A 26,415-nucleotide genomic window follows, 5' to 3' on the forward strand; every position below is an offset into this window, starting at 1 on the left:
TTAGCATGCAATTACTATTACATAGTCGAGAATGATTATCAATATTAAATGAAGGGGTTACACGCATATGAAGCATAAACTATTTATTTTATTTACTCTCATCTTTGTTGTCTTGGCCACTGTTGGCTGTTCTTCTAAAAAAGAAGAACCTACTGCAACAGAGCAAAAAACGAAAGTTGTGAAACATGCAAAAGGTGAGGCTACAATTCCAGTAAATCCAAAAAGAATCGTTGACTTATCTGGATCATCTGAAGAACTATTACTACTTGGACATAAACCGGTTGGTACGGCGAATACATATAAAGATAAAATCCAAAGTCATTTGCAAGAAAAACTAAAAGGTGTAAAAGCAGTTGGATGGTATTGGGCTCCAAAAGTTGATTTAGAAGCAGTTACTGCTTTAAAACCAGATTTAATTATTTTAAACAATCGTCAATTAAAAATTTATGACCAACTAGCAAAGATTGCACCAACAGTCGTTTTAGAAACAAACTTGGAAAACTGGCGCGATAAATTTAAAGAAGTTGGTAAATTATTTGACGAAGAGAAAAAAGCAACTCAGTGGATTGCCAACTACGATAAAAAAGCCGCTTCTTTATCTAAACAAATTAAAGAGAAAACAAAAGATGAAAACTTTATGTTCCTTGCTATAACGCCACAAAATTTCCGTGTGTATGGCAATTTTGGATATGGAGATATCCTCTTTAATGATTTAAAACTTCCTGTAACAAAAGGAACAGATTTAAAACAAACAATGGCACAAGTATCACTAGAAGGACTTGTTGCGTTCCAACCTGATCAAATGTTTATCGTAAACTTTGGCGGCGAAGCAGATAAAGTTTACGAGGATTATAAAAATAGTGCTATTTGGAAAGATAACAAGGCAGTGAAAAATAATCACGTTTATGAAGTAAGCAATGAAGTCTTTAATACAAAAGCATTCAATCCAATTGGAAAAGATATGTTAATTGATGAAATTGCAAAACAAATTTTAGATAAGAATAAATAAAACAAACTAGCAACTCATTTCGAGTTGCTAGTTTGTTTTGCATATTGCTTCATCTTCTCCATCGTCGTCACAAAACGTTCTTTTGATTTAATCCGAATGCCGCGCTTTAACTTTGCCCGTTCATAACTTTTTAATTTTTTCATATCAATTTGAAAAAATGAGTGAATTGCATTATCGTTTTTGGGTACACCATTAAAAATTTGTAATATCCCCTCATCTGACACTCCAAAATAACCGCTCGTCTTCAATAAAGGTGAAATATCGTCTATTTTCTTTTGTAATATAATTTGCACATCATCACGATCTACAAGTTGCCAATCTTTATATCGTTGCAAAAGCTGTTCCAAATTCGCTACTTTTTCCGTAAGGATTTCCTCACTCACTTCTCCGTCCAAATACATACGCTCCAGTAAAACTGTCACTTGAGGTTCTTTTTCCATTACATTTGGCGTCGTAACTGCAGCTCTAACATTCGATTCGTAAGATAAACAAAATAGAACAAGCAAGACTTGAACTGCAATCATGATAAATTTCATTTCTATTCACCTCTTCCGAGCAAAATAAAGTGAAACTTCCAACTCTAGTTTCTCCGGAAATAAGAGTTTTATCCAACACCCTCATATAAGGTTGAACAGCACTTGTCGCTATTTATCGAAAATTCATATCTTTTGTCCGAATTATCGATATGATTTCATTTATTTTTACAATAAAAAAGACGCCTGAACTTAGCAGGCGTCTTGATGCGTTTTACGGCGAGAGACCAGGCGGCCACATCCGCGTGTTTAGCACTTAAGCATATCTCTCGTCTTACGTAAATTAGCTCATCGCTTTGTTAATATAACATTAATACAACATAAACACAAGCTAAACATGAAAAATATACATTACAAATATAAAGTAAAACTTTAATCAGTGTGAGTTTTCTTCATCCCCACCCTCACCAATTGGGCTGTTACGGGCTAAGACTTCCTCCTGTCTTCCTTGCTTCTCTCTAAATCTTGACCCTAAAATAGCGGGATAAAATGAAGAGGAAGGCATAGGCCCTCCTCTTTTTTCGTTATCGCACCGTACCAGTTAGACTAGCACGAATATCACGGAATAAATCTGTAATATCACGATTTAAATCATTCGTAACCGTTCCATTTCGCAGGCGTGTATTCATTGTATTTACACGATCAAACATATCGTTTCTAACCGTCACATACACGTTACGAGTTCTTACATCATTGACAACAGCTCGGCGAATTTCATTTGCCATTGCCGTTTCATTTGTTACTGTATGACGCGGTTTCACAGCAATCACTACATCATTTCCATATACAACAGTAGAAACTCGATCCACATTATTCATACGCTTAACACGATTCGTAATTCTTTCAGCTGTTTTCCCATCATTGTTCATGTATGAATTATTCATTGTAATGTTACGAGTTGGATGAGGATTTACAATTTGACCATGATAATTCACATCTCGATAATAGTTATATCCCACATCATTACGACGATCATTTACACGATCTGTCATTCTATTTCCATTTCTATACGTTACATAATCTGTATATCGATCTGTGCGCGCTACATTATCTCTATATGGATTTGTACCATAATAAGATGTACGTTCGTAATTATCGTTCACATTACGCTCATCCATCGCATTATTATTAGGTGTACCACATGCTACTAACGCACTGGTAACTAACAAAGAAGCGGCAATTACTTTCACTTTTTTATTCAATCCAAAAAACCCCCCTTGTTAGAATGAACTTTTCTCTCGAAAAGCTCCTTCTTATCATGAGTAACAACGGAGGTTTTTACACTGTTAATATTTCACTAAGAATCCATTAGAACGTTTTACTCCTCTTCTTCAATTGGACTTCCAAACATATCAGGCGGATCTGGTTGATAATACATCGTACCTGGCTGTGGTGCATACGCAGTCTGCTCCGGCTGATAATATAAAGGATTTGCAGATTGTGTTCCCCCTGGCTGAGGGCTATACAAAATTCTTCCCTCATCACATCCGCAGTCCTCTTCTTCTGACATAGATGGCGGCATATTATTCTCCATTGGCATTGATGTATATTGCGGTGCTATAGGTGCAAATTGTGGATACGGCATATTATCATACGGGTTTTGATACTGTTGGTATGGATACTGCTGTGGCATCAGTTGTGGATGATAAGGCATTGGTTGCGGCATGATATTTGGCGGTTGATTATTTTCCATCATCGGCATCACGTTCGGCATTTGATTATTTTCCATCATCGGCATCATGTTCGGCATTTGATTATTTTCCATCATCGGCATCATGTTCGGCATTTGATTATTTTCCATCATCGGCATGATTGGTGGCTGGATATTATCCATAATTGGCATTGTGATCGTTGGTGGTAAAACTTGCGGAATCACCTTGTTATCTTTTGCTACATTTGGCGATGCAATATTCTCGATATTTTCTTTTTCCACTTGTGGTAATGTGATATTCTCGATATTTTCTTTTTTCACTTGTGGCGATACGATATTCCCGATATTTTCTTTTTTCACTTGTGGTAATGTGATATTCTCGATATTTTCTTTTTTCACTTGTGGCGATACGATATTCCCGATATTTTCTTTTTTCACTTGTGGTGATATCATATTCCCGATATTTTCTTTTTTCACTTGTGGTGATATCATATTCCCGATATTTTCTTTTTTCACTTGTGGTGATATCATATTCCCGATATTTTCTTTTTTTGCTTGTGGTGATATCATATTCCCGATATTTTCTTTTTTTGCTTGTGGTGATACGATATTCTCTACATTTTCTTTTTTTGTTTGTGGTGCTTTCATATGATTTGGTTTCACTTTATGAATTTGAGGAGCAATCAATTCACTCCCCTTTTTAATTACATCTGAAATTTTATATTCCTTGGCAGGTTTAATAGGTGGTTGCGGTGGTTGTGGTAATATATTTATTGAAAACTTCGTACTCTCTTTCGCAGCTTTTTTTTCTTTCTTTTCAATAACAGGCGGCTTTTCAATTACTACTTCAGTTGGCTTCTCCTTTTGGATTGGCGCTTCCTTCTGAATCAGCCCTTCTTTTTGGATTGGTGCTTCCTTCTGAATCGGTTTTTCTTTTTGGATTGGCGCTTCCTTCTGAATCGGTTTTTCTTTTTGGATTGGTGCTTCCTTCTGAATCGGTTTTTCTTTTTGGATTGGCGCTTCCTTCTGAATCAGCTCTTCTTTTTGGGACTTTATTTGCATTTCTTTTTGCGTTTGCTGCATAGCTGGTTGTTGCGTAATTGGAGCAGATTCATATGTTATTTCTTCTTCCTCTTCTATAGTAAGTGGCGTTGGTGTTGCCGCGAACTCTTTTTGTTGTACTTCTTTGACATACTCTTTCGGAGGGACTGAACCAGCACCCGCATTTTTCTTTACATGAACGCTACCTGATGGTACTTTAATCTTCATACCCGGCATAATAAGATCTGGGTTACTAAGTTGTGTATTCGCTATTTTTAACGTTTCGAAATCCACTCCGTACTTTTTCGCAATCTTCCAAAGGGTATCCCCTTTTTGCACGATATGAATCTTCAAATTTTCCCCCTCCTGTATATCTTATCTATGAATCAAAACACTTTGAAATGACTCTTCTCTACTAAGCATGCCTAATGATTGATACATTGATAAATACTGCTTTCTAGTTCCGCTGTTCTTCAAAGTGATACACTCTCTAGTTGCACAAATAAACAAAAAAGTACAATGATTCTCTCAACACAATGTATGTCATTTGCCTCATAATTATGATTATATGCAGGAAAAAAGCAACGGGAACCCCGCTGCTTTTAAACGCGCTCTAACATACGATTTAATGCCAACACTGCATCTTTTGTTACTTGTTGATCCACTTGAATTACATTCACCTGTTCACCACGTTCTATTGATTCTAGCGCCCAAAGTAAGTGTGGTAAATCAATTCGATTCATCGTTAAACATGGACACATAAAAGGATTTAATGAAATAATCTCCTTATCAGGATGTTTTTGAATCAGTCGATTTACTAAATTCATTTCTGTACCAATAGCCCACTTACTACCAGATGGCGCTTGCTCAATCGTATCAATAATATATTTTGTCGATCCCGCATAATCAGAAGCTTGAACCACTTCATAACAACACTCTGGATGAACGATAATATTCATATTAGGATGACTTTTGCGCAAGCTCTCAATATTCTTCACTGTAAAGTTTTGATGCACGGAACAATGACCTTTCCACAAAATCACCTTTATATCCTCTAGATTCCCGCTATATTCTAATGAGTCTGTATTCGGATTCCAAACAGCCATTTGATTAAGTTCAATCCCTAAATCGTACGCTGTATTTCTTCCCAAATGCTGATCTGGTAAAAAAACTAATCGTTCTTTCTGCGTAAATGCCCAAGATACCATTTTTTTTGCATTCGAAGACGTAACGGTTGCCCCGCCATTTCGACCGCAAAAAGCTTTAATTGCTGCCGTCGAGTTTACATATGTTAACGGAATCATTGTATCTCCAAATAATGTTGTAAGCTCTCGCCATGCTCGTTCTGTTTGTTCAATATCCGCCATATCTGCCATCGAACAGCCGGCTCGCATATCAGGCAATATTACAACTTGCTCGTCCGTCGTTAACATATCCGCTGTTTCTGCCATAAAATGCACACCGCAAAATACGATATATTTTGCCTCTTTATTGCGCGCTGCAACTTGTGCAAGTTGCAATGAATCCCCTATAGCATCTGAAAACTGCACCACTTCATCCTTTTGATAATGATGACATGGGATACATAACGTTTTTCCCATTTTTTCTTTAATTTCACGAACACGCTTTTCCATATCTTCCGTTGACATCGTGTAATAACGCGCTGGTAACATCGTTTCAATTGGCTGTACTTTTTCTAAAATACTCATATACGTCTCTCTCCCTCTAAGTCACTTTTCTTACGATTCAATATTGAAACTAATATCGAGTGCTTTCACTGAATGCGTTAATGCTCCAAGTGAAATAGAATCCACCCCTGTTTTTCCGTATTTCGATAAATCTTCAATTTTAATTCCACCTGAAGCTTCCGTAACAATAGCGCTTGGCACAATCTTTGAAAACTCTCGAATCTCATCTGGCGTACGATTATCGAACATAATAATATCCACACCAGCAGCTACAGCCTCTCTCACTTGCTCCTCAGTTTCTGTTTCCACTTCTACTTTCACCATATGCCCTAATTTTTCTTTCACTGATGTAACAGCTTTTGTAATAGAACCAGCAAAAGCAATATGATTGTCTTTAATCATGACCCCATCATATAAACCGAAGCGATGGTTAAATCCACCTCCACACACGACTGCATACTTATCAAACATACGTAGTCCAGGCATTGTCTTTCTCGTATCACAAATGCGTGTATGACTACTATCTAAAGCAAGAACCGCCTTACGTGTCATCGTTGCTATTCCGCTCATACGCTGGATGACATTTAATATAACGCGCTCTGCCGTTAATAGTGATGCAATTGGCCCTTGCACAGTTGCTATTATTTCGCCTTTCTCTACAAGATCCCCATCTTTTTTATGAAGCTCAACTGCAATTCTTTCATCAATTAATTGAAATCCTGCTTCGATTACTGAACGTCCCGCAAAGACCCCTGCTTCTTTTATAAGAAATGTTCCTTTTGCCTCTAAATAATCTGGAAAGATACACTGAGATGTTATATCCCATTCCCCTATATCTTCTAGAAAAAATTGTTTTAATGCTTCCTGTACTTTTAATATGTTCATTATCTTCTCTCCCTCATGCAAACGTGCTTGTCATTTTATTAACATCATTTCTTTTGCTACTGCACTTCTTTTTGGATCATCACTGCGATAATGTCCACCTATGCTTTCTTTCCTTTGCAAAGCCGCATCTACCATTAGCCAGCAAACTGTTAACATATTGACAATCGTAATTTCTTCATTTGTAAGAGCCTCGTATTGTAATACAAAATGAGGCGCACCATAATGCTCAAACCATTTTTTCGCTTGCAATAACCCTTGCTCTGTACGCACAATTCCAACATACCTCATCATCTGTTCTTGTATTTCTCTTTTGGTTGGTAAATATAAGATTTGATGACTTTGATCCCGCTCTGCTCTATCAAACTTTTCCCTTGTTACCGAATTGTGTAAAATATGCTGTCCAATTCTTTTCCCAAATACAAGACCCTCAAGCAATGAATTGCTCGCTAGTCGGTTTGCACCATGAACACCATTACAAGAAGTTTCTCCTACAGCATATAGACGCGGAATGGAGGTTTCCCCATCACAGTTTGTTTTTACACCACCCATATGAAAATGTGCACCTGGTACAACTGGAATTCGATTTTGTTTTATATTCACACCATGTATCCGACATAATGAAGAGACAATTGGAAAACGGTCTTCAAAATGTTGAATAGATGAAATATCTAAATATACTTCTTCACCAACGAGGAGCTGACTATGAATCGCACGGGCTACTACATCACGCGGTGCTAAATCTTGCTGCGGATGTATCCCGGTCATGAAATGTTCTCCTTTCCCATTTACAAGAACAGCCCCTTCGCCTCGTACAGCCTCAGAAACAAGTCCACAGCATCTACCATCTACATGTAACATCGTAGGGTGAAACTGCATAAACTCTAAATCTTGAAGCTCGCCACCAGCTCGATATACCATTGCAATTCCATCACCTGTTATCGTTTCATCGTTGGAAGTAAATGTGTATAATCCTCCTATGCCTCCTGTGGCTAATACTGTATATTCAGCAAAATAACGATGCATGTGTCCTTCCTGATTACGTGTTAAAACTCCTCTACACGTACCATTTTTTATGATGAAATCGAGTACTCTTTCTTGTTCTATCACTGTAACATGCGGTGTTACTTCTTGAATGAAATGCTCTAATAAATATTTCCCTGTCGCATCTCCTCCCGCATGTAAAATGCGTCGTTTTCGATGCGCACCTTCTTTCCCGAGGTGTAGTCCATTTTCATCGCCATCAAACTGCATACCATCTGCAATGAGCTTGTGAATTTCTTTTGGTCCATTCTCCACTAAGTAACGCACAGCTTCTGTATTGTTATAATAACAACCTGCTTTTAACGTATCTTCATAATGATGATTTGGATTGTCATATGTAGCAATCGCTGCGGCAATTCCTCCTTGCGCTAAGCATGTATTATTATTGCGACGCGTTTTCTTTGTGAGAATCATCACATTTTTTTCATGACAAATCTCTTTTGCAACACGGAATGCCGCAATCCCACTTCCAATAATTAAGACATCTGCACTTGGCATAATCATTGCCTCCCAGTTTACACTTTTCCAACTGTCTTGACACCTATATTTACATAGTTTTAAAATAATGACAAGAGTTTTTTCGAAGTCATTCATTACAACGTGAATAGATACTTTTTTACATAAATACAAAATAGATGTAATCCCACTACAGAGAGAGGACTAAATATGATGATATATCTTGATTACGCAGCAACAACACCTATGAGTAAGGAAGCGATTGAAACGTATGCAAAGGCGGCAGAACAATATTTTGGCAATGAACAAAGTTTACATGACATTGGCGGAACATCTTCTTCCTTACTACAAGTTTGTAGAGAATCATTTGCACAAATGATTAACGGTAAAAAGCAGGGAGTCTTTTTTACAAGTGGTGGTTCAGAATCCAACTATTTGGCGATTCATTCGCTCTTAAAGGCACGAGAAGGAAAACATATTATTACAACCCCTATAGAACACGCATCCATTCAGAATTATTTTCAAAACTTAAAACAACAAGGGTATACCATTACAGAAATTCCTGTCGATTCATATGGAATGATTGACATGTATGCTTTAGAAAATGCCATTACAGAAGATACTGTACTAGCAAGCATTCAACATGGAAACTCTGAAATTGGAACTGTTCAGCCTATAGCTGAAATAGGAAAGCTTTTAAAGAAGCATCGCGTTATATTTCATACAGATTGTGTACAAACATTCGGCAAACTCCCAATCGATGTAACAAAAATGCAAATAGATAGCCTTTCCGTTTCAGCACATAAAATCTATGGACCAAAAGGAGTCGGTGCTTGCTATATAAACCCACAAATTCGCTGGGAACCATTGTTCAAAGGGACAACCCATGAAAAAGGATTTCGTCCCGGTACGGTCAATGTTCCTGGTGTCGCTGCCTTTTTAACAGCAGCAAAGCATATCTTACAGAACCGAGCTAAAACACACGAACATTTTAAACAGTTACGATCTTACTTCGTGAATCAATTAAAATCACTTTCTCTAGAAATTCAAGTAGAAGGACATTCTACCGCTTGTTTACAACATATTGTTGGGGTTACAATAAAAGGAATAGAAGGTCAGTACACAATGTTAGAATGTAATCGTCACAAAATTGCAATTTCAACTGGAAGTGCCTGTCAAATCGGTAAACATGAACCTTCAAAAACAATGCTCGCCCTTGGAAAAACAGCTGAAGAGGCCAAACAATATGTACGTTTTTCATTTGGGCATCATACAACAAAACAACAACTTGATGCGACCACCCATGCATTAGAAACAATTGGAAATCATTTTTATAGAGGTGTTAAATCATAATGAAACAAAATGAACCGAAGAAGATTTTAGGAGAAGAAAGAAGGCAACTCATCTTACAATGGCTTTTAGCTGCTAATGAACCGTTATCTGGAAGTGAATTATCAAAGAAAACAAATGTTAGCAGACAAGTCATTGTCCAAGATATTTCCTTGCTGAAAGCACGAAATGAACCGATTATTGCAACTGCACAAGGGTACTTATATTTAAAGCCACATGCAAAACAACAAGCCCTTGAACGTGTTATCGTTTGTCAGCATAAGCCAGAAGAAGTACGCCAAGAACTTACTATGCTTGTTGATCATGGTGTGACAATTAAAGATGTAAAAGTAGAGCACCCTGTATATGGAGATTTAACAGCTTCTATTATGGTAAGCAATCGCTTTGATGTTGAGCAATACTTACAAAAGATTCAAGAGACAAACGCTTCTTACCTCTCACAATTGACAGATGGCGTTCACTTGCATACTATTGAGGCAGACTCTAAAGAAAAACTAGATGCAGCTTGTGACGCACTAAATAGAGCGGGATTTCTTGTTTATTCATAAAAAGCACAGAGGCTTGTATGATCCTCTGTGCTTTTTTACACAAAATGGTGTACATATTAAAACTAGCGAACAAAGGAGAAATGATATGGTGATGGAACTTGTTCACTTTAGCATAGGAAAACCGAAACAAATGAAATACGGTGAAAATAAAGAAATGGTGACAGGTATATGTAAGGAACTTACAGAAGAAGCGTTTCTTTCGAAAGATGGCTTCTGCGGTGATGATGTAGCTGATTTACGTTATCACGGCGGTCCTGATCGCGCTGTTTGTGTTTATCCATACGAGCATTACAAGCAATGGGAAACAGAATTTCAAACACCCTTTCCCTCTTCTACATTTGGTGAAAACATTACCGTAACAAATATGTTAGAGCGTGACGTTTGTATTGGGGATACATATCAATTAGGCGAAGCTATTATTCAAGTTACACAAGCTAGAATACCATGTAGTACAATTTCAAAACGACTCGGGCTTCCTGGTATCTTACCCCGTATTGTAGAAACTGGCTATACCGGTTATTTATGCCGCGTTCTTCAGGAAGGTGTCGTGCGAAAAGATTCCAAAATTACATTACTTAAGCCTCATCCAAGTCGCGTCTCTGTTTTATTCACCAACGACATTTACTTTCATAATCGACAAGATAGGGCTGGAATCGAAAAAATTCTTGCTGTTCCCGAACTAGCGAATGTTTGGCGTGATCAGTTAGAGAATCGTCTTGCGAAGTTAAAGTAAGCTAAAAAAACGCTTTTTTAAGCGTTTTTTTAGCTGGATTGACAATTCTCACTTTCCAATAAAGTGAAACTTTCAAATATATGAACCAATGAAATTGTATCGGCGATTAGAAGGGAAATATCGACTTACCGACAAATATCGACAGTCTATCCCTCACCTCTTACAACCAATAAGAAGAATAACTCCCTAGCACTGTGACTGAAAACCCAAGCGCTTCTAGCTCCATTGTTACGCTTGGTAATAATACGTCATCATACGCTTGATCGACATCGATTAAGAAAAAGTAATTTCCAAGCCCTGTTTTCATTGGTCGAGATTCAATTTTAGATAGGTTTAAATTCCTCCATGCGAAGGCTGATAAAACTTGATACAGTGCCCCTACATAATCAGCAGGTAACGTTATCATAAGGGTCGTTTTTCCCCCGCGATTTTCTCCGTTATTTGGAAGTAATGCCTTCTTTTTCTTATGCAGCACAAGAAAACGAGTATGATTATTTTTATGCGTATGTATATTGCGCTGCACAATTGTTAATCCATATTTTTCGGCAGCTGCTTCATTTGCAATAGCTGCGATTTTTTCTTCTGGGTGTTCTTTCACATATTGTGCCGCTGCACTCGTAGAAGTCATATCTCGAACTGTTATTCCTTTTAATTTTTCATTTAAAAATTTATGACATTGTGCAATAGCATGCGGATGGGAGCATACAGCATACACATCTTTCCATGTTTCTTCATAATTTGGATGCACAAGTAAATGTTGCTGAATCGGTACGGTAATTTCTCCTACAATAAAGAGTGGCTGCTCATGTACAAGATAGTCAATGGTAATATTAACAGAACCTTCTATCGCATTTTCTAGCGGTACAACAGCAAAATCTACATTTCCATTTGCTGCTGCATCCATACAATCTGGAATTGTTCTATATGGTATATGCTCTGCTTCCGGAAAAAAACGACTCACCGCCATATTTGTAAATGTTGCTTCTGGTCCTAAATAGCCAACTCGAATCATCGTCTTTTCCCTCTCTTTTTCGTTTTCTTACTGTTATACCATATTTTTTTATATTCTTCTATGTAAATTTCGAATATTTAAAACAGACTAACATTTTTTAATTAATATGTTTTCTATATTCTCTTTGAGCGAAGAAGAAATAAACAATGCATGCAACAAGATAAAATAGAATGAATAAGCATACTTTTCTTAATGCCCCTTCTATAAAGATCGTATTATGAAATGTATATAACGCAACTGCACTATGCATACTCCCTACTATAATAGGCGCAAAAAATAACATACTTAGTTGCCAGCGAGAAATTTTCCACACTTCTTCCTTCGTCATTCCAAGTTTAGAGAGCGCACCATACTGCTTTCTATCCGATGCAATATTATGAAACCATTTAAAATATACAATGCTACATGATGTAAGGAAGAATAATATACTAATGAATGAGCCGACAAATAGAGTAATATCGCCGAACTCTTTCATATTCACATATAACTCCATATTATTTCGAAATGTATCATTTGCATTTTGTTTCATATGTTTCCGTAAATCTGCATTTAATTCCCTTGAATTTTCAATATTTGATAATATATAACCTCTATATATCATTTTTTCAGAATCTGGAACCTTATTTGCAATACTAGCAAAATCCTCATCATTCATGACGAAAAACAGACCATTAATGTGCGAAGGGTGATAGTTAAATGCTATCCCTTCTTTCTGACCGTTATATACAAATGGATATGTTTGATTCATTACTTGTAATTGAATCTCTTTTTGATTGTATATATTTGGATGGTTGTATTTATTATAATAAACAAGTGTAACGGTTCCTTTTTTAGGATGATACGTTTTCTGTCCTTGTTTTCTTGCCTCTTGATTGTATTCACTTTCCTTCATCAGAGTTGCTATTTCTGTTTCTCCCTTACTAGACTGAAAGGATACATATACTCCAACAAAACTCATATATTGAAAATCATCATACCCATATTGATGCAGTAATTTTTCAACCATTCCTTTTTCGAAGACTTCATGAGATGAAATACCCTTTTCTATGTACGAAAATGAGTGCACTCCTCCGCCTCGCCACATATCTTGCATGCTAGAAAAATATAAGAATACTGTACCTGTCGCCGTAACTACAAACGTTGTTGCCATAGACAATATAAAGAAAAAGCGACCATTTTCCTTCATTCGATGTGACAATTGATTCACTATAAATAAATACGGATATGTATACATAATCTTTTTATTTCGTTTTATTATTTCTAACAATTGGGTAATGCCGTGTGTAAAAGAAAAATACGTTCCAACAAAGATAAGTATAGATACAGGAAAAAAGTATAATGCTATCGTTGTCATCGTCACTTGTAGCGCTAACGCATATCCCGTCCCTAAACAAGCAAAACCGAATAGACAAAGCCACTTTGATGTTTTCTTCTCTTTTTTATCTATTCGAAATTCTTTCAATAACCGAATGATTTTTATATTCCATATACGTAAAGCACTTATAAAAGATAATAGAATAAAAACGACCATATATGTAACAAGCGTTACACCAATCGCTCTCACGTCAAATATGACAGGGAGTTCTTTCGGAAGGCGAAGTAACATACTAAATACCATAAAAAAGAGTTTTAGAAAGATCATACCAAGACCGATACCGAAAATATTAGCAAAAATTCCAATCAATATTTGCTCGGTCATCATCACTCCTATTACGTTAGACTTCGTCGCTCCCATTAACATATATAACCCTAATTCTTTTTTACGTGCTTCTATGAAGATAGAAGTAGAATACAAAATAAATATGATAAAAAAAGAAATAATGATAACATTACATATGATAAGTCCCCAGCGTACATTTTGATACCACATCGTCTCTTGCATATATGGATGTACAATAACAGACATATATGCAAAAGATGCAAATATTGCAAAACAACTACTTAAGAAAAAGACTTTATAATTACGCCAATTCCCCTTTATATTTTGCAGCGCTAGTTGTCGAATGTTCATCTATCGTCCTCCCGTAACTTACTACATAGGCAAAAAGCTAGAGGTTTCCCTAGCTTTTTACGTGTTTTAAATATCCTCTTTGCGCGATCATAAAGTAAATAGTAGAAGCTAAAATGTATGCTCCAATTACAATCACACCTGATTTCCATAAATCGATATAGAGCATTTTTCCTAACGTATGAAGAGCAAACCCACTATGAATGGAACCGATTAAAATCGGGATAAAGAAGATAACACCCATTTGTCGAATTGCAATTTTACGAATCTCTTTATCTGTCATACCGATTCTCTTTAACGATTTAAATTGAATACGATCTTGTTCTTTATCGTTAAACCATTTAAAGTATGTCATACTACAAGCGAAGAAGAAGAACAGTACTGCTACGAAGAAACCGATGAACATTGTAATTGCTCCACCTTCTCTTATATCTTTATAAGCAAACACTGAGTTTCTCAATTCCCCTTGCTTTTCTGGTGCAATTTCCTTTTTTAAATCTAATACAAGATTTTCTGTACTTTTCCAATCTTCAATATAATAACCGTAATATTTCGTCTTTTCTTCATCTGATACGAGTTTTTCATATTTCTCAAAATCTTGATCATTCACAATGAGATATTCACTATCATTAAAAACAGAAAATGAAGTTGGGCTATTTAACTGAACAGACTGTTTTTGTCCGTTAATTGTAAATTCATACGGTTTCGTACGATCTATCTTCATCAGTTCATTTGCCATATCAACCATAACCATCGTTGCACTACCTGGTGCATTATGAACCTCTCTAACTTGCTCTCTACTTTGTTTACGTACTTCCGCGTTATATTCTTTTTCTGAAATAATCGTCATCGGTACTTCATGTTCTTTGTTAAATATCGTTACTTTTTGCGTTGCTGGTAGTTTTACGTAGGTTACTTTTCGTGCATCTTCAAACCCATGCTTTTTTACAACCTCTTGTACTTTTTCTTCCTTAATAAGACTATGTGTATGTAACCCCTTTTCCTCATATGAAATAGCATGTGGAGTTTTGACTACCGTTTTATAACTCATATCCTCAAAGTATACATAAAGCGTACCAACTGCTGAAGAAACAACTGCCGTAATGATAGAAATGACAAATAGAAAACGAGCATTATCTTTCATTTTATATATAAGGTTGCTAAGAACAAACATATTTGGATACGTATAAAAAGATTGTTTTCTTTTTTGTAATGCTTTTAATACAACTGTACTACCTTGTGTAAATAGTAAATACGTTCCACCAATTGTCAGTCCTACAATTGGTAAGAAATACATGATAAAATTCATAATTGTTACTTGGAAACAAAGGACATACGCAACAATGATACATCCTATCCCCACTACACATAACCATGTAAATGCAAACGGCTCTACTTTTTGTTTTCTTGCTTCTCTTAATAAATCAATAATTTGCAAGCGCCCTACTATCCAAACGCTAAACAATGATAGGATTAAAAAGAGAATAAAGTATACACTAGCTGTAATAAGAACTGCTTTACTATTCCATACGAGTGGAAGTGTTTTATCTATTTTTAATAATACGCTTAATGCTTGGAAGAACAATTTTGAGCAAAGCATTCCAATCCCAATACCTACTACAATTGCAATACTCCCTAACATCAGTTGCTCTAATATAATCATTCGGCTAAGTTGAGATTTTGTTCCGCCTATTAATGTTAATAGGCCAAACTCTTTTTTTCTTGCTCGTAAAAATGTTGAATTTGCATATAAAATAAAGAGTGCTGAGAAGATGACTACAATATAGTTCATCGATTCTAATCCTTTTGTAATCATCGTTCTCATACTAATATTACCGCCTACAACATCTGGATGATAAATGAAGGAAGCATACATAAAAAATACGACAATCGATAAACAACTACTTATAAGAAACGCTTTATAATTACGCCAATTTCCTTTTACGTTATTAAGCGCGAGCTGGCGAAAGTTCATGATATTCTCCTCCTAGCATCGCAAGTACGTCTAAAATTTCTTGGAAAAAAGCTTGTTTCGTTTTTCCTTTATATATTTCTGAAAAAATTTCTCCATCTCGAATGAAAAGGATGCGTTCGCAATAACTAGCCGCTACTGGATCGTGCGTTACCATTGCAATCGTTACTTTCTTTTGTTCGTGTAAATCTTGCAAAGCGCCCATTAATGATTTCGCTGACTTCGAATCTAAGTTTCCAGTTGGCTCATCTGCTAAAATTAACGTCGGTTCATGAATGATCGCTCTCGCTGCTGCTGCACGTTGTTGTTGTCCGCCTGATACTTCGTATACTTTCTTATTTAAAATGCCTTCGATGTTTAAAAACTTCGCAATCTCAAGTACTTTTGTATCAATTTCATTTACAGATTTCTTTGCCATTACAAGCGGTAAAATGATGTTTTCTTTAATGGATAACGTATCAAGTAAGTTGAAATCTTGGAAGATGAATCCTAAATGTGTACGACGAAACTCTGCTAATTTTGCAGCACGCATTTGATTCATTTCTTCCCCATTTACAAGCACATGACCTGAAGTTTGCTTATCAATTGTTGCTAATAAATTTAAAAGCGTTGTTTTCCCGCTCCCCGAAGGACCCATAATCCCTACAAATTGGCCTTCTTCAATTTTAAAATTTATATCGTTTAAAGCAGTCGTCGCTACTGAACCTTTCGATTGATACACCTTCGTTAACCCTTTTACTTCAAGAACACTCATTTCTAATCCCCCTATGTGTTTTCTTCTTACATTTACTATAAGAAAAATAAGAAAAAGAAACGAGTGATTTCCCTTACAAAACGGTTTGTTATCTTACAGTTTTGTCATTTTTCTCATTAATGTATGGTATTCTTCATCTTTTGCAAATTGGAACGTAAAGGTCGTTCCTTCTCCTTCAGCCGAGTGAACATACATTCCATGATGTAAATGATCGCAAATTTCCTTCGTAATATATAAACCCATCCCAGTCGCTTCCCGCGTTTTGCGGCCATTTGTTCCTGTAAAGAACGGATCAAATATACGCTTTACATCTTGCTCTGGAATACCAATTCCATTGTCCTTAATATGTAATAACACCTTTTTGTCTTTCTCTTCAATTTGAAATTGAATTACTTTTTTCTCTGCTTCTGAAATTTTTGTATACTTAATTGCATTTACAACAATTTGACCTATAGCAATGCTCAGCCATTTTCTATCAGATGCAACGATACAAACATCTTCTTCAAACATCACTTTCGGAAATACTGACGATTGAATGAAAGATTTTCGATTTTCATTAATAATCCCTCGAATAATATCTATAACATTTACTACTTCTATTTTATAATCTTTTGCAAATTGCTCTAGCCTTGCCATATGTAATGCTAAATCTAAACCATTTAGTATGCGATTGTTTTCTTCGCGAATACTTTCAACTGTTACTCTCGCTTCACGATGTTCTTTACCAAACTTCTGCAATAATAATTCAATAACAGATACCGGTGTTTTCATTTGATGAATCCATTGGTTCATAAATATCATTTGTTGCTCTTCTTTCGCATGCTGTTTCTGAACTTCATTCATATATTGCTGTCTGAGCAAAGTGAAAGCCTCAACGACCATCTCTTGTTCTGACGTATAAGATTCATCAATAAGTAAAGAATCATGTAATGTATTTCCGCCAGCAACATATTTTTTGATTCTCTTTAAAAACACACTTCGTTTTCGGTAATCGTAAATGAGGTATACAGTAAACACAACTGTCCCTAATAAAAGCCCATATAACCACGTACCCCAGTCAATTGACTTTTTTTCTAACAGACTTTGCAACTGCAATACAAGTCCAAATAAACAAAGGCTTACAATATAAGATAAAATGAAAGAAAAGCGGTCGATAAGGTACGTTTTAACCTTCATGCCCTTCGCCCCACTCTGTAAGAAGCGCGTAACCGTATCCACGTTTCGTTACAATTGCATTTTTAATACCTAGCTCCTCTAATTTCTTCCTTACGCGTTTTACATTTACAGTTAATGTATTATCATCAACAAAAGATACTTCATCCCACAAAGCTTCTAACAGCTCTTCACGCGTTACATATTGATCCGCTTGTTTCATTAAACACTCTAATAAGTAAAATTCATTTTTTGTCAGTTCCGTTTGTTGCCCCTGCCACTCTATAATGTGCTGAGATGGGAATAATAACAGTCCATTTACACCTAAACAATCACTCTCAGCAGCAGAAGCATACTCCCCATACCCACGGCGCAGTGCACTCTTCACTTTTGCCATGACGATATCTAAATGAAATGGCTTTGTAATATAATCATCTCCGCCATTCTCAATTGCCATGACTTGATCCATTTCTCCTGTTCTCGCAGAAACGAAAATAATCGGTGCATTCGATACAGTACGGATTTGACGACACCAATAGAAGCCATCAAAATAAGGTAAATTAATATCCAGTAATACGAGATGTGGATTTACTTTTACAAACTCATCCTTTATATGACGTAAATCATTTGCTCTAAATGATTGATAGTCATATCTTTCTAAATGTTCCTCTAATATTCCCGCAATTTTCTCATCATCTTCTACAATTAATATTTTATACATGTTTTTTCTCCCCATAAAAAAATTATTCCTTTTCTATTATAAATTGAAACTGTCGTGAATAGGGATTTTTCCCTATACAAAGCAGATTTTTACAGAATAAAAAAAAGACTGCATATTTCGGCAGTCTTAATCAATAAATTCAAATTCATATTCAAGAATTTTTACAATATCTCCGTCTTTTGCACCACGTGCACGAAGCGCTTCATCAATACCCATACCACGCATTTGTCGAGCAAAGCGACGTACAGACTCATCACGCGAGAAGTCTGTCATCTTGAATGTTTTCTCAATATCATAACCAGAGATAACAAACGAGCCATCGCTCTCACGCGTAATGTTAAATTTAACACCTTCCGTCTCAAATTTGTACATAACAGTTGCTTCTGATTCGTCTACAACATCATGTACTGGGAATTCTGGTGTCGTTTCTAATAAGTTCGCAACTTCAAATAGCAAATCACGAACACCTTGTTTTGTTACTGCAGAGATTGGGAAGATTTTCACTTCATCTCCGACTTTTTCTTTAAATGCTTGTAAGTTTTCTTCTGCATCTGGCATATCCATTTTGTTTGCAACAACAACTTGTGGACGCTCTGTTAAACGCAGATTATATTCTTTTAATTCATTATTAATTGTGACATAATCCTCATATGGATCGCGTCCTTCTAAACCAGACATATCAATGACATGTACGATAACGCGTGTACGCTCAATATGACGCAAGAACTGATGACCAAGTCCAACACCTGCATGGGCACCTTCAATAAGCCCTGGAAGGTCAGCCATAACGAAGCTGCGATTATCACCTGTTTCGACAACACCAAGGTTTGGCACAATGGTTGTAAAGTGATATTCTGCAATCTTTGGACGCGCTGATGATACGACAGATAATAGCGTTGATTTCCCGACGCTTGGAAATCCAACAAGCCCAACATCAGCTAATACTTTCAGTTCTAAGATAACATCACGTTCTTGGCCTGGTTCACCATTCTCAGCAATTTCTGGAGCCGGATTTGTAGGAGTCGCAAAGCGTGAGTTACCACGACCACCGCGGCCACCTTTAGCAATAACTGCTGATTGTCCATGCGTTACTAAATCAGCAAGAATATGCCCCGTTTCCACATCTTTCACAACTGTCCCTGGTGGAACTTTTACGATTAAATCATCAGCTTTACGGCCATGTTGGTTTTTACTCATACCATGTTGCCCGCGGCCAGCCTTGAAATGACGTTGATAGCGGAAATCCATTAATGTACGTAATCCTTCATCTACTTGGAAAACAACATCTGCACCTTTACCACCGTCTCCACCTGCTGGACCACCTTTTGGAACATACTTTTCACGACGATACGCAACCATCCCGTTTCCGCCGTCTCCAGCTTTTACGTATATTTTGACCTGATCTACAAACATTATTTCACCACACTTTTTTCAATTGGTTGTAATATGACCGAGACTTCATCATCTCGGACTGTATAAGAAATGGAACACCATTCACTTTTTTTATTTGCAAGCCACGTTTGTAACTTCTCTACATTCGTTAGCTTGCCACGAAAATCAAAAAAGAAACGAGCATTCTCCGCGTCACATTCAATTGTAATACAAACATAATTTTCAACATAAACGTCTAAACTATGCTGAAGCATTGAGAAAAATTCTTCCGTCCATATGCATACTACCTCATCAAGATGAGATAAGTTATGTAGTTCTCCTAATACTTCATACTCCAATAAGCACGGTTGCTGTTTCCAATTATATGTTAAAATCCATTCTGAAAATGAAGGCATAGATAGCCCGATCAGATTGGATTCTTGTCTCGCTTCTTGGACAAAATGATCGATAAGCCTATGAATCTCTTCCACTCTTCCAAGGGAAAGGTTTCCTTTAATCATTTGCATACGATTGAGCCAATCATGTCTTGCATGACGCAACGCATCTATAATTGTCCATTTTTCTTTCATTCAGATACTCCTTAATATAGAAAAACTCTAACCTGCACTCAGGTTAGAGTTTTCCGTGAGTTTCTTATGCTTCTTGAGCAACAGGATATACGCTCACTTGTTTGCGGTCACGGCCAAGACGCTCGAAGCGTACTACGCCGTCAACTTTCGCGTATAAAGTGTCATCGCCACCACGACCAACGTTAACACCTGGGTAAATTTTTGTACCGCGTTGACGGTAAAGAATTGAACCACCTGTAACCATTTGGCCATCTGCGCGTTTAGCACCAAGACGTTTTGACTGAGAGTCACGACCGTTCTTTGTACTACCTACACCTTTCTTAGATGCGAAAAACTGAAGATCTAATCTTAACATATATTACACCTCCCGTACTTTTTCTATTAATCGGATATATTTTCCGTAATCAAGTTCAATCGTCTTAAGTGAAACAACTAATCCCTCTAACAGTGTTTGTGCCTTTTCCATCGTATGAGCGTCTAAATCATTAGGCAGTTCATACGTTAAAAATCCACCATCACTTCCAAGTTCAATCGTTGCCTCTACATTACAAAGGACTTCCACAGCATTTATAGATCCGAACACAACCGCAGTTGTTCCAGCGCAGACAAGATCTTGTCCATGCGGCGCATAATCGGCGTGCCCAGTCATTTTAAATGATTGGATATTTCCTAATTTCGTACGATTAATCGTAATTTTAATCATCTTAACCAGAATTAAGCGTTGATTGCTTCAACAACTAGCTTAGTGTAAGGTTGACGATGACCTTGTTTTTTACGATTGTTCTTTTTCGCTTTGTATTTGAAAACGATGATTTTCTTAGCGCGACCGTGTTTTTCAACTTTCGCAGTAACTGTTGCACCTTCTACAACTGGGCTACCAACTTTTACGTTTTCGCCACCAACGAAAAGAACTTTGTCAAAAGTAACAGTTTCACCAGCTTCAACATCTAATTTTTCAATGTAGATTTCTTGACCAGCTTCAACTTTGATTTGTTTGCCACCTGTTTCGATAATTGCGTACATACTTGCACCTCCTCATAATTACTAAGACTCGCCAACACGAGGTAGACATAAACTGTCGTTTCTACACCTGCATTGTGCGGTTGTAGTATATAGCCATTTAGGTGCTATAAACTATAACATAAAGATGTTACCATGAATCATTGACTATTGTCAACAAATGTTCTACTAACTATTTTTCCTATCTATCATCTCCTGATTCGTTCCAAATCTAATAAGTGCATACTTTTTCATTTCTTCCTCTTTAAAATAAATTTGAAATGGAATATTTTTTTGTAATTCTTTTTGCAAAAATGTTTTTTGCACAGCTTTCGGCGCCGCAATAAGTACCGCTTCATCTTCTACGTGACTATATGAGAGCAGTTCTCTTTCTAGTTCATACGCAATTGTTTCATTTGAAATACTATAACCTGTTGCCATGCATTTCGCACAATCTTCTAATAATATATCACGCAGTGACTGTTTTTTGCGCTTACGTGTCATTTCTAAAATGCCGAGCTCGGTAAACCCAAGAACCCTCGTATATGTACGGTCGTCCTGTAAAGCCATCATTAATTTCTCACGTATTCTCTCCTGATCCTCTTTCTTTTTCATATTGATGAAATCAATCAATATCATTCCCCCAATATCACGCAGCCGTAATTGGCGAGCTATTTCTTCAGCAGCTATTTCATTTGTTCGTACAACTGTATCTTGTAAATCTTGTTTCCCAGTAAATTTCCCAGTGTTTACATCAATAACTGTCATTGTCTCCATCTGTTCTATAATTAAATAGGAACCATTTTGCAACCAAACAATTTTTTGTAATGCTTTTTCAATCTCTCTCTCGATACCATAATGACTAAACATGGATGACTTTTCACGATAAAAAAACACTTTTTCTTTACCTAGCTTATTTTCTAACTCCCTTACCGATTCTCTTGTATCTACAACCACTTTCTCAATCGATTCGATAGGGTTTTCTTGAAATATACGATCTAAAAAAGTAGCTGGACGATGAACTAATACTGGTGCCTTTCCGCCCCCTTCTTTTCTTTTTAGTTCTTCAAATAATTGTTGAAAGTGTTCCATTTCAGCTTTTATATCAGCAATTGTTCCTTTCTCGCATGCCGAGCGAAAGATATATCCTCCTGATCCTTCTACCTCAATTGCAAACAAATCTTTCCGCTTTTTTTGACTTTTTATTTTCCGGGAAACGGCACGCATTTCATCATAGGGCATATAAACGACATATTTCCCGGTAAATTCTATATTCGCCGTTAATTTTGGACCTTTTGTGTCGATTGCTTCTTTTACTACTTGTACGAGTATAGCTTGTCCTTCATGAACTCGGTACGACTTTGGAACATCGTCGTAAGAAAGATAAGCATGTTTTTCTAAACCGATATTTACAAATGCCGCATTCATACCAGCAATTGTTCTTACAACACGTCCAACATAAATATATCCAACAATTTCTTCGTCCCCATTGCGGTGCCACGAAAGTTCAACAATCTTTTGTTTTTCTTCTATTGCCACTCTCTTTTCCGAACCTGTATAGTTAATATATAACGTCTTCAAAATACCTTCCTCACCTTTTCATTTTTTCTTCTTACATTATAAAAGGTTAGTGCCATCGTCAACACTAACCGATTAACTCTTCCACAGATGATGTTGTACGTTTTTCAGTGAAATATGCATACAGCAATTCATTTTCATCCAGTGTATAATGCTCTTTATATTTACCATGTACAATAATTGAATGTTTATAGCCCCTTCGAAACTTTGTAAAAATCGTATATAACCGGTCCTCTCTATTTACTTCAATAGGAGAAATCTTTTCAATTTCGCGTTTATTTCCATAGTAACGCTCTAATAAAAAGCGCATAAATGCATATCTTCGTTGCTTCCATTCTTGATACAACGAAATCGCTAAAAACAGAAGAAGTACCCACATCATAATATTATTCTTATTCCAAATGAGTTGCCACCCTAATATTACACTAAAAAAAACACATGATATTTTCATCATCTTGTCATGTGCTTGTAAATAAGGAAATTGATGCGATAATACATTAAAGACAATCTTTCCACCATCAAGCGGCCAAATAGGAAGTAAATTAAAACTTAAAATAATGACGTTATTCCACACAAAAAATTGATACAAATCTTGAGGAACCCACCCAGTTTTATAAAAAACATATGCCATGCCAATCATCCATGCGTGTTGAATTGGTCCTGCTATCATTACAACAAGCTCTTCCTTCAAAGGTTTATTCCCATGCTCTTCAAGTTCTGCTACACCACCAAACGGCAAAAGCTGTATTTGCTTAATTCTCCATTTGTAATGAGCAGCTGCAAAAGCATGGCCTAGCTCGTGAATGAGAACAATAAAAAATAAAAGTAATAGTTCTTTAAAACGCGCCGTAAAAATACCAACTGCTATAATTACCCAAAACAATGGATGTATTGTAATTTTAGACAGTACTTCCTTATATTTAATCAAATGAGATCACCTGAATTGGATCAATAAATTTTTCATTCTTTTTGATGGCAAAATAAAACTTACCATTTTTATTTTTATCATCATTACTCACTGTTCCAATTTTTTGTTTTTTTTCAACATAATCATATAATTTCACTGACATTTCTCCTAAATTGCCATACCAAGATTCTGTACCATCTGCATGTTGAATTTCAATCGTATTCCCAAGACCTTCTTTTTTTCCAGCAAAAATAACGACCCCTTCATTTACCGACTCAACAGTTGCACTTGTAACTGTTTGCACAAGTACACCTTGCCCATTTTTTTGAAATCCTTCTGTCACTTTTCCTGAAGCTGGAACCGCATAGTTTTTTTGCTGCGTATTTTGCTTCTTCTCACTTGTAGGTAAAAAAGCTAGCGGCTTTCCAAATTGGCCCTCGTACCATTTTGACACAGCAGCGAACTGAAATTCCTCCTTCATTACTTTCGTTACAACGACTCGCGCTCCATCAAAAGACGGAGGGGCATTTTTAAATAAGATGGCCACTGATAACACCAATATAGCTGCTAATAACACTTTAAATAAAAAGATATCCTTACGAAAGAGAGGATGAAATTCCTTTTCCCCCTCTTCAATCAATAGCGTTTCCCCATTAAAATCTTCACCAGAAAAATATTGTTCTTCCTCTAACCGCTCTTGTTCCTCTTTCCTCTTTGCAATCCGCTTTCGAATTTCTTCTATACGTCTATTTTTCATCTTTTCTCCTTCCTTTTCCACCTTTTGTCAAACTGCAAAACAGCTACTATTGTGCAGCCATGTAATTTTATATAGTTTGTACATATGTATGAACGCTAAAAGAAAGATATTCATGAGAAGAAAAAAGAAAGCACTCCGCATATATACGAAGTGCTTTTAACGAATTCCGAAGAAATTCTTTACTTTTGTAAAGACAGATACCTTTTCTTGCTCGAGCGTTTGTAATGGGACATTTTCCCCTAACAAGCGTCTTGCAATATTCCGATAAGCTAATGCTGCTTTTCCGTTTGGTTGCAGCGCAACAGGTTCACCTGTATTCGTAGCCCGAATGACATCATCATCATCTGCAACAATCCCAAGAAGCTCAATTGATAACATACGTACAATTTCGTCCACATCTAGCATATCTTGCTCATGCAACATGTGACTGCGTACACGGTTAATGATAAGTTTCGGTGGTTCAATATCTTCTTTTTCTAAAAGCCCGATAATACGATCAGCATCGCGCATAGAAGATACTTCTGGTGTAGTGACAACAATCGCTTTATCTGCACCTGCCACTGCATTTTTGAATCCCTGCTCAATACCAGCAGGACAATCAATTAATATGTAATCATAATCTTGACGTAATACTTGTATCAATTCATCCATTTGTTCAGGTGTTACCGCGGATTTATCACTCGTTTGTGCTGCAGGTAATAAATAAAGCTCATCAAAGCGCTTATCTTTAATAAGGGCTTGAGGTAAGCGGCAACGCCCTTCAACGACATCAACAAGATCAAATACAATCCGATTTTCTAGCCCCATGACTACATCTAAGTTTCTTAGTCCAATATCCGTATCAATTAAACATACCTTTTTCCCGGATAATGCCAAGGCTGTACCAATGTTTGCAGACGTTGTAGTTTTGCCTACCCCGCCTTTTCCAGATGTAATTACTATTGCCTCTCCCACAGCTATACAATTCCCCTTTCTAACTTTGTTAAATTAGGTCTAAGATGAGTGAGAAGTTGCAGGCGATCGACAACAATGTGATTGTCCTCATTAATATATGCACATTCTGCCGTCTCTGCTCCGTCTTCTTTCTCTTCCGGAGCCCGCATTGTCACATCACTTATTCGGAGCTGCATCGGATTCATGACAGATGCCGCAATAACAGCATCTTTATCTCCATAATATCCAGCATGTGCAATTCCGCGCAATGAGCCAACGACAAAAATATTTCCCCCAGCGATAACCATTCCGCCTGGATTAACATCTCCAATTAATAATAGATTTCCTTTTACATGCAAAACTTGACCTGAGCGAACAATTTTGGAAATAGGGACAATTTCTGTTTCTTCTTTCCAAGCGATAGCTTCTGCCTTGGTAATCACATCACTTTCAATGGAATCCACAACAAGGTTTTTCTTATTGCGAATTAAGGTACGAATTTCTTCTTGTTGTACCTCTGTTAAATATCGATTCCCTACCTTAACATGTACTTCAATTAATGAACGCCCATCACCATCATAATAATGAGTAGATAGTTTTTCGTCTAATTCTTGCAGTAATTCAGTAAATGAACAGCAATCATCTAAATGAAGTGTTAGTCCATCTTTCGTCCCTTTTATTGTTATGTTCTGTTGCTTTTTTTCGTCCACTAAAGTTCACCCCACC

The 26,415-nt window shown here is 36.6% G+C and carries 25 protein-coding genes, 1 pseudogene and 1 other annotated feature; of the genes and pseudogenes, 4 read left to right on the plus strand and 22 right to left on the minus strand.

All coding sequences use genetic code 11. From position 1 onward, the window contains the following. Nucleotides 1-67 precede the first annotated feature (67 nt). Nucleotides 68-1,009: an iron-hydroxamate ABC transporter substrate-binding protein gene (locus MR063_RS03420; RefSeq protein WP_242193389.1), complete on the plus strand. Its 942-nt coding sequence runs from the start codon at nucleotides 68-70 to the stop codon at nucleotides 1,007-1,009. Between the two features lie 14 nt (nucleotides 1,010-1,023). On the opposite strand, the gene MR063_RS03425 is transcribed toward MR063_RS03420, so the two are convergent. The 6 genes and pseudogenes from MR063_RS03425 to nadB all read right to left on the minus strand — a co-directional run bounded on the left by MR063_RS03425 (nucleotide 1,024) and on the right by nadB (nucleotide 8,346). After that, nucleotides 1,024-1,545, minus strand: a complete 522-nt coding sequence (locus MR063_RS03425; RefSeq protein WP_242193391.1) for a BofC C-terminal domain-containing protein — start codon at nucleotides 1,543-1,545, stop codon at nucleotides 1,024-1,026. A 521-nt stretch (nucleotides 1,546-2,066) separates the two neighbouring features. After that, nucleotides 2,067-2,744 carry a YhcN/YlaJ family sporulation lipoprotein gene (locus MR063_RS03430; RefSeq protein ID WP_242193392.1) on the minus strand — a complete coding sequence of 226 codons (678 nt, stop codon included), beginning with the start codon at nucleotides 2,742-2,744 and terminating at the stop codon, nucleotides 2,067-2,069. A gap of 1,675 nt (nucleotides 2,745-4,419) precedes the next feature. Continuing rightward, a pseudogene (gene safA / locus MR063_RS22050) lies at nucleotides 4,420-4,588 on the minus strand (SafA/ExsA family spore coat assembly protein); the annotation flags it as partial. A 248-nt stretch (nucleotides 4,589-4,836) separates the two neighbouring features. Continuing rightward, nucleotides 4,837-5,943 (minus strand): quinolinate synthase NadA, encoded by a 1,107-nt coding sequence (gene nadA, locus MR063_RS03440; protein WP_242193394.1) that lies wholly within the window; start codon nucleotides 5,941-5,943, stop codon nucleotides 4,837-4,839. Nucleotides 5,944-5,973: 30 nt separating this feature from the next. Beyond that, complete coding sequence (gene nadC, locus MR063_RS03445) at nucleotides 5,974-6,807, minus strand: carboxylating nicotinate-nucleotide diphosphorylase (protein ID WP_242193397.1); 834 nt, start codon at nucleotides 6,805-6,807, stop codon at nucleotides 5,974-5,976. Nucleotides 6,808-6,837: 30 nt separating this feature from the next. Then, nucleotides 6,838-8,346 carry an L-aspartate oxidase gene (gene nadB / locus MR063_RS03450; RefSeq protein WP_242193398.1) on the minus strand — a complete coding sequence of 503 codons (1,509 nt, stop codon included), beginning with the start codon at nucleotides 8,344-8,346 and terminating at the stop codon, nucleotides 6,838-6,840. Nucleotides 8,347-8,514: 168 nt separating this feature from the next. Between nadB and MR063_RS03455 the strand changes: the two genes are divergently transcribed. The 3 genes from MR063_RS03455 (at nucleotide 8,515) to MR063_RS03465 (ending at nucleotide 10,935) form a co-directional block, all read left to right on the plus strand. Continuing rightward, nucleotides 8,515-9,657 carry an IscS subfamily cysteine desulfurase gene (locus tag MR063_RS03455; protein ID WP_242193399.1) on the plus strand — a complete coding sequence of 381 codons (1,143 nt, stop codon included), beginning with the start codon at nucleotides 8,515-8,517 and terminating at the stop codon, nucleotides 9,655-9,657. Continuing rightward, nucleotides 9,657-10,202 (plus strand): transcription repressor NadR, encoded by a 546-nt coding sequence (locus tag MR063_RS03460; RefSeq protein ID WP_242145230.1) that lies wholly within the window; start codon nucleotides 9,657-9,659, stop codon nucleotides 10,200-10,202. The genes MR063_RS03455 and MR063_RS03460 overlap by 1 nt, the downstream gene beginning before the upstream one ends. 85 nt (nucleotides 10,203-10,287) lie before the next feature. After that, nucleotides 10,288-10,935, plus strand: a complete 648-nt coding sequence (locus MR063_RS03465) for an MOSC domain-containing protein (protein ID WP_242193401.1) — start codon at nucleotides 10,288-10,290, stop codon at nucleotides 10,933-10,935. Between the two features lie 160 nt (nucleotides 10,936-11,095). Here the strand turns inward: MR063_RS03465 and pheA are convergent, their stop codons facing one another. The 16 genes from pheA to minC form a co-directional block, all read right to left on the minus strand. Further along, a complete protein-coding gene (gene pheA / locus MR063_RS03470) occupies nucleotides 11,096-11,947 on the minus strand; it encodes a prephenate dehydratase (protein WP_242193402.1) in 852 nt (283 codons plus the stop codon). Nucleotides 11,948-12,044: 97 nt separating this feature from the next. Beyond that, entirely contained in the window at nucleotides 12,045-13,958 is a 1,914-nt protein-coding gene (locus MR063_RS03475) for an ABC transporter permease (protein ID WP_242193403.1), read from the minus strand. A 49-nt stretch (nucleotides 13,959-14,007) separates the two neighbouring features. Next, nucleotides 14,008-15,930 carry an ABC transporter permease gene (locus MR063_RS03480; protein ID WP_242193404.1) on the minus strand — a complete coding sequence of 641 codons (1,923 nt, stop codon included), beginning with the start codon at nucleotides 15,928-15,930 and terminating at the stop codon, nucleotides 14,008-14,010. Beyond that, complete coding sequence (locus MR063_RS03485; protein WP_242193405.1) at nucleotides 15,905-16,681, minus strand: ABC transporter ATP-binding protein; 777 nt, start codon at nucleotides 16,679-16,681, stop codon at nucleotides 15,905-15,907. The genes MR063_RS03480 and MR063_RS03485 overlap by 26 nt, the downstream gene beginning before the upstream one ends. Before the next feature lie 93 nt (nucleotides 16,682-16,774). Beyond that, nucleotides 16,775-17,857, minus strand: coding sequence for a HAMP domain-containing histidine kinase (locus tag MR063_RS03490; RefSeq protein WP_242193406.1), 1,083 nt, complete (start codon nucleotides 17,855-17,857; stop codon nucleotides 16,775-16,777). Continuing rightward, nucleotides 17,847-18,554, minus strand: coding sequence for a response regulator transcription factor (locus tag MR063_RS03495; RefSeq protein WP_242193407.1), 708 nt, complete (start codon nucleotides 18,552-18,554; stop codon nucleotides 17,847-17,849). Before MR063_RS03495 ends, MR063_RS03490 begins: the two co-directional genes overlap by 11 nt. A gap of 126 nt (nucleotides 18,555-18,680) precedes the next feature. After that, on the minus strand, nucleotides 18,681-19,967 hold the full coding sequence (gene obgE / locus MR063_RS03500; protein WP_242145238.1) for a GTPase ObgE: 1,287 nt from the start codon (nucleotides 19,965-19,967) through the stop codon (nucleotides 18,681-18,683). Beyond that, nucleotides 19,967-20,515, minus strand: a complete 549-nt coding sequence (locus MR063_RS03505; RefSeq protein WP_242193410.1) for a Spo0B C-terminal domain-containing protein — start codon at nucleotides 20,513-20,515, stop codon at nucleotides 19,967-19,969. Before MR063_RS03505 ends, obgE begins: the two co-directional genes overlap by 1 nt. Before the next feature lie 64 nt (nucleotides 20,516-20,579). Beyond that, a complete protein-coding gene (gene rpmA / locus MR063_RS03510; protein WP_012095617.1) occupies nucleotides 20,580-20,870 on the minus strand; it encodes a 50S ribosomal protein L27 in 291 nt (96 codons plus the stop codon). A 3-nt stretch (nucleotides 20,871-20,873) separates the two neighbouring features. Then, on the minus strand, nucleotides 20,874-21,218 hold the full coding sequence (locus tag MR063_RS03515; protein ID WP_012095618.1) for a ribosomal-processing cysteine protease Prp: 345 nt from the start codon (nucleotides 21,216-21,218) through the stop codon (nucleotides 20,874-20,876). A gap of 11 nt (nucleotides 21,219-21,229) precedes the next feature. Continuing rightward, nucleotides 21,230-21,538 (minus strand): 50S ribosomal protein L21, encoded by a 309-nt coding sequence (rplU, locus tag MR063_RS03520; RefSeq protein ID WP_000270908.1) that lies wholly within the window; start codon nucleotides 21,536-21,538, stop codon nucleotides 21,230-21,232. 14 nt (nucleotides 21,539-21,552) lie between these two features. Beyond that, nucleotides 21,553-21,630, minus strand: a sequence feature (ribosomal protein L21 leader region). A gap of 73 nt (nucleotides 21,631-21,703) precedes the next feature. Further along, entirely contained in the window at nucleotides 21,704-23,095 is a 1,392-nt protein-coding gene (locus MR063_RS03525; RefSeq protein WP_242193411.1) for an Rne/Rng family ribonuclease, read from the minus strand. 64 nt (nucleotides 23,096-23,159) lie between these two features. After that, the gene (locus tag MR063_RS03530) at nucleotides 23,160-24,020 is read right to left on the minus strand and encodes a M50 family metallopeptidase (RefSeq protein ID WP_242193412.1); all 861 of its coding nucleotides are present in this window, start codon (nucleotides 24,018-24,020) and stop codon (nucleotides 23,160-23,162) included. Next, the gene (locus tag MR063_RS03535) at nucleotides 24,013-24,756 is read right to left on the minus strand and encodes a M23 family metallopeptidase (protein ID WP_242193414.1); all 744 of its coding nucleotides are present in this window, start codon (nucleotides 24,754-24,756) and stop codon (nucleotides 24,013-24,015) included. The genes MR063_RS03530 and MR063_RS03535 overlap by 8 nt, the downstream gene beginning before the upstream one ends. 156 nt (nucleotides 24,757-24,912) lie before the next feature. Next, the gene (gene minD / locus MR063_RS03540; RefSeq protein ID WP_242193415.1) at nucleotides 24,913-25,710 is read right to left on the minus strand and encodes a septum site-determining protein MinD; all 798 of its coding nucleotides are present in this window, start codon (nucleotides 25,708-25,710) and stop codon (nucleotides 24,913-24,915) included. Nucleotides 25,711-25,712: 2 nt separating this feature from the next. After that, nucleotides 25,713-26,399 carry a septum site-determining protein MinC gene (gene minC / locus MR063_RS03545; RefSeq protein ID WP_242145243.1) on the minus strand — a complete coding sequence of 229 codons (687 nt, stop codon included), beginning with the start codon at nucleotides 26,397-26,399 and terminating at the stop codon, nucleotides 25,713-25,715. Nucleotides 26,400-26,415 lie beyond the last annotated feature (16 nt).

Origin of the sequence: Bacillus cereus group sp. BfR-BA-01492 (assembly GCF_022662815.1) — a bacterium.
In the GTDB taxonomy this organism is placed as follows: Bacteria; Bacillota; Bacilli; order Bacillales; family Bacillaceae_G; genus Bacillus_A; species Bacillus_A cereus_BD.

What these genes read in the sequence shown, in the direction of transcription:
- MR063_RS03515 (WP_012095618.1), bottom strand. Translation starts at nt 21,218, where the DNA reads ATGATTAAAATTACGATTAATCGTACGAAATTAGGAAATATCCAATCA.
- MR063_RS03490 (WP_242193406.1), bottom strand. Translation starts at nt 17,857, where the DNA reads ATGAAGGTTAAAACGTACCTTATCGACCGCTTTTCTTTCATTTTATCT.
- MR063_RS03535 (WP_242193414.1), bottom strand. Translation starts at nt 24,756, where the DNA reads ATGAAAAATAGACGTATAGAAGAAATTCGAAAGCGGATTGCAAAGAGG.
- nadB (WP_242193398.1), bottom strand. Translation starts at nt 8,346, where the DNA reads ATGCCAAGTGCAGATGTCTTAATTATTGGAAGTGGGATTGCGGCATTC.
- obgE (WP_242145238.1), bottom strand. Translation starts at nt 19,967, where the DNA reads ATGTTTGTAGATCAGGTCAAAATATACGTAAAAGCTGGAGACGGCGGA.
- pheA (WP_242193402.1), bottom strand. Translation starts at nt 11,947, where the DNA reads ATGATTCGAGTTGGCTATTTAGGACCAGAAGCAACATTTACAAATATG.
- MR063_RS03475 (WP_242193403.1), bottom strand. Translation starts at nt 13,958, where the DNA reads ATGAACATTCGACAACTAGCGCTGCAAAATATAAAGGGGAATTGGCGT.
- MR063_RS03425 (WP_242193391.1), bottom strand. Translation starts at nt 1,545, where the DNA reads ATGAAATTTATCATGATTGCAGTTCAAGTCTTGCTTGTTCTATTTTGT.
- rpmA (WP_012095617.1), bottom strand. Translation starts at nt 20,870, where the DNA reads ATGTTAAGATTAGATCTTCAGTTTTTCGCATCTAAGAAAGGTGTAGGT.
- MR063_RS03480 (WP_242193404.1), bottom strand. Translation starts at nt 15,930, where the DNA reads ATGAACTTTCGCCAGCTCGCGCTTAATAACGTAAAAGGAAATTGGCGT.
- rplU (WP_000270908.1), bottom strand. Translation starts at nt 21,538, where the DNA reads ATGTACGCAATTATCGAAACAGGTGGCAAACAAATCAAAGTTGAAGCT.
- MR063_RS03485 (WP_242193405.1), bottom strand. Translation starts at nt 16,681, where the DNA reads ATGAGTGTTCTTGAAGTAAAAGGGTTAACGAAGGTGTATCAATCGAAA.
- MR063_RS03455 (WP_242193399.1), top strand. Translation starts at nt 8,515, where the DNA reads ATGATGATATATCTTGATTACGCAGCAACAACACCTATGAGTAAGGAA.
- MR063_RS03420 (WP_242193389.1), top strand. Translation starts at nt 68, where the DNA reads ATGAAGCATAAACTATTTATTTTATTTACTCTCATCTTTGTTGTCTTG.
- MR063_RS03465 (WP_242193401.1), top strand. Translation starts at nt 10,288, where the DNA reads ATGGTGATGGAACTTGTTCACTTTAGCATAGGAAAACCGAAACAAATG.
- nadA (WP_242193394.1), bottom strand. Translation starts at nt 5,943, where the DNA reads ATGAGTATTTTAGAAAAAGTACAGCCAATTGAAACGATGTTACCAGCG.
- nadC (WP_242193397.1), bottom strand. Translation starts at nt 6,807, where the DNA reads ATGAACATATTAAAAGTACAGGAAGCATTAAAACAATTTTTTCTAGAA.
- MR063_RS03505 (WP_242193410.1), bottom strand. Translation starts at nt 20,515, where the DNA reads ATGAAAGAAAAATGGACAATTATAGATGCGTTGCGTCATGCAAGACAT.
- MR063_RS03460 (WP_242145230.1), top strand. Translation starts at nt 9,657, where the DNA reads ATGAAACAAAATGAACCGAAGAAGATTTTAGGAGAAGAAAGAAGGCAA.
- MR063_RS03495 (WP_242193407.1), bottom strand. Translation starts at nt 18,554, where the DNA reads ATGTATAAAATATTAATTGTAGAAGATGATGAGAAAATTGCGGGAATA.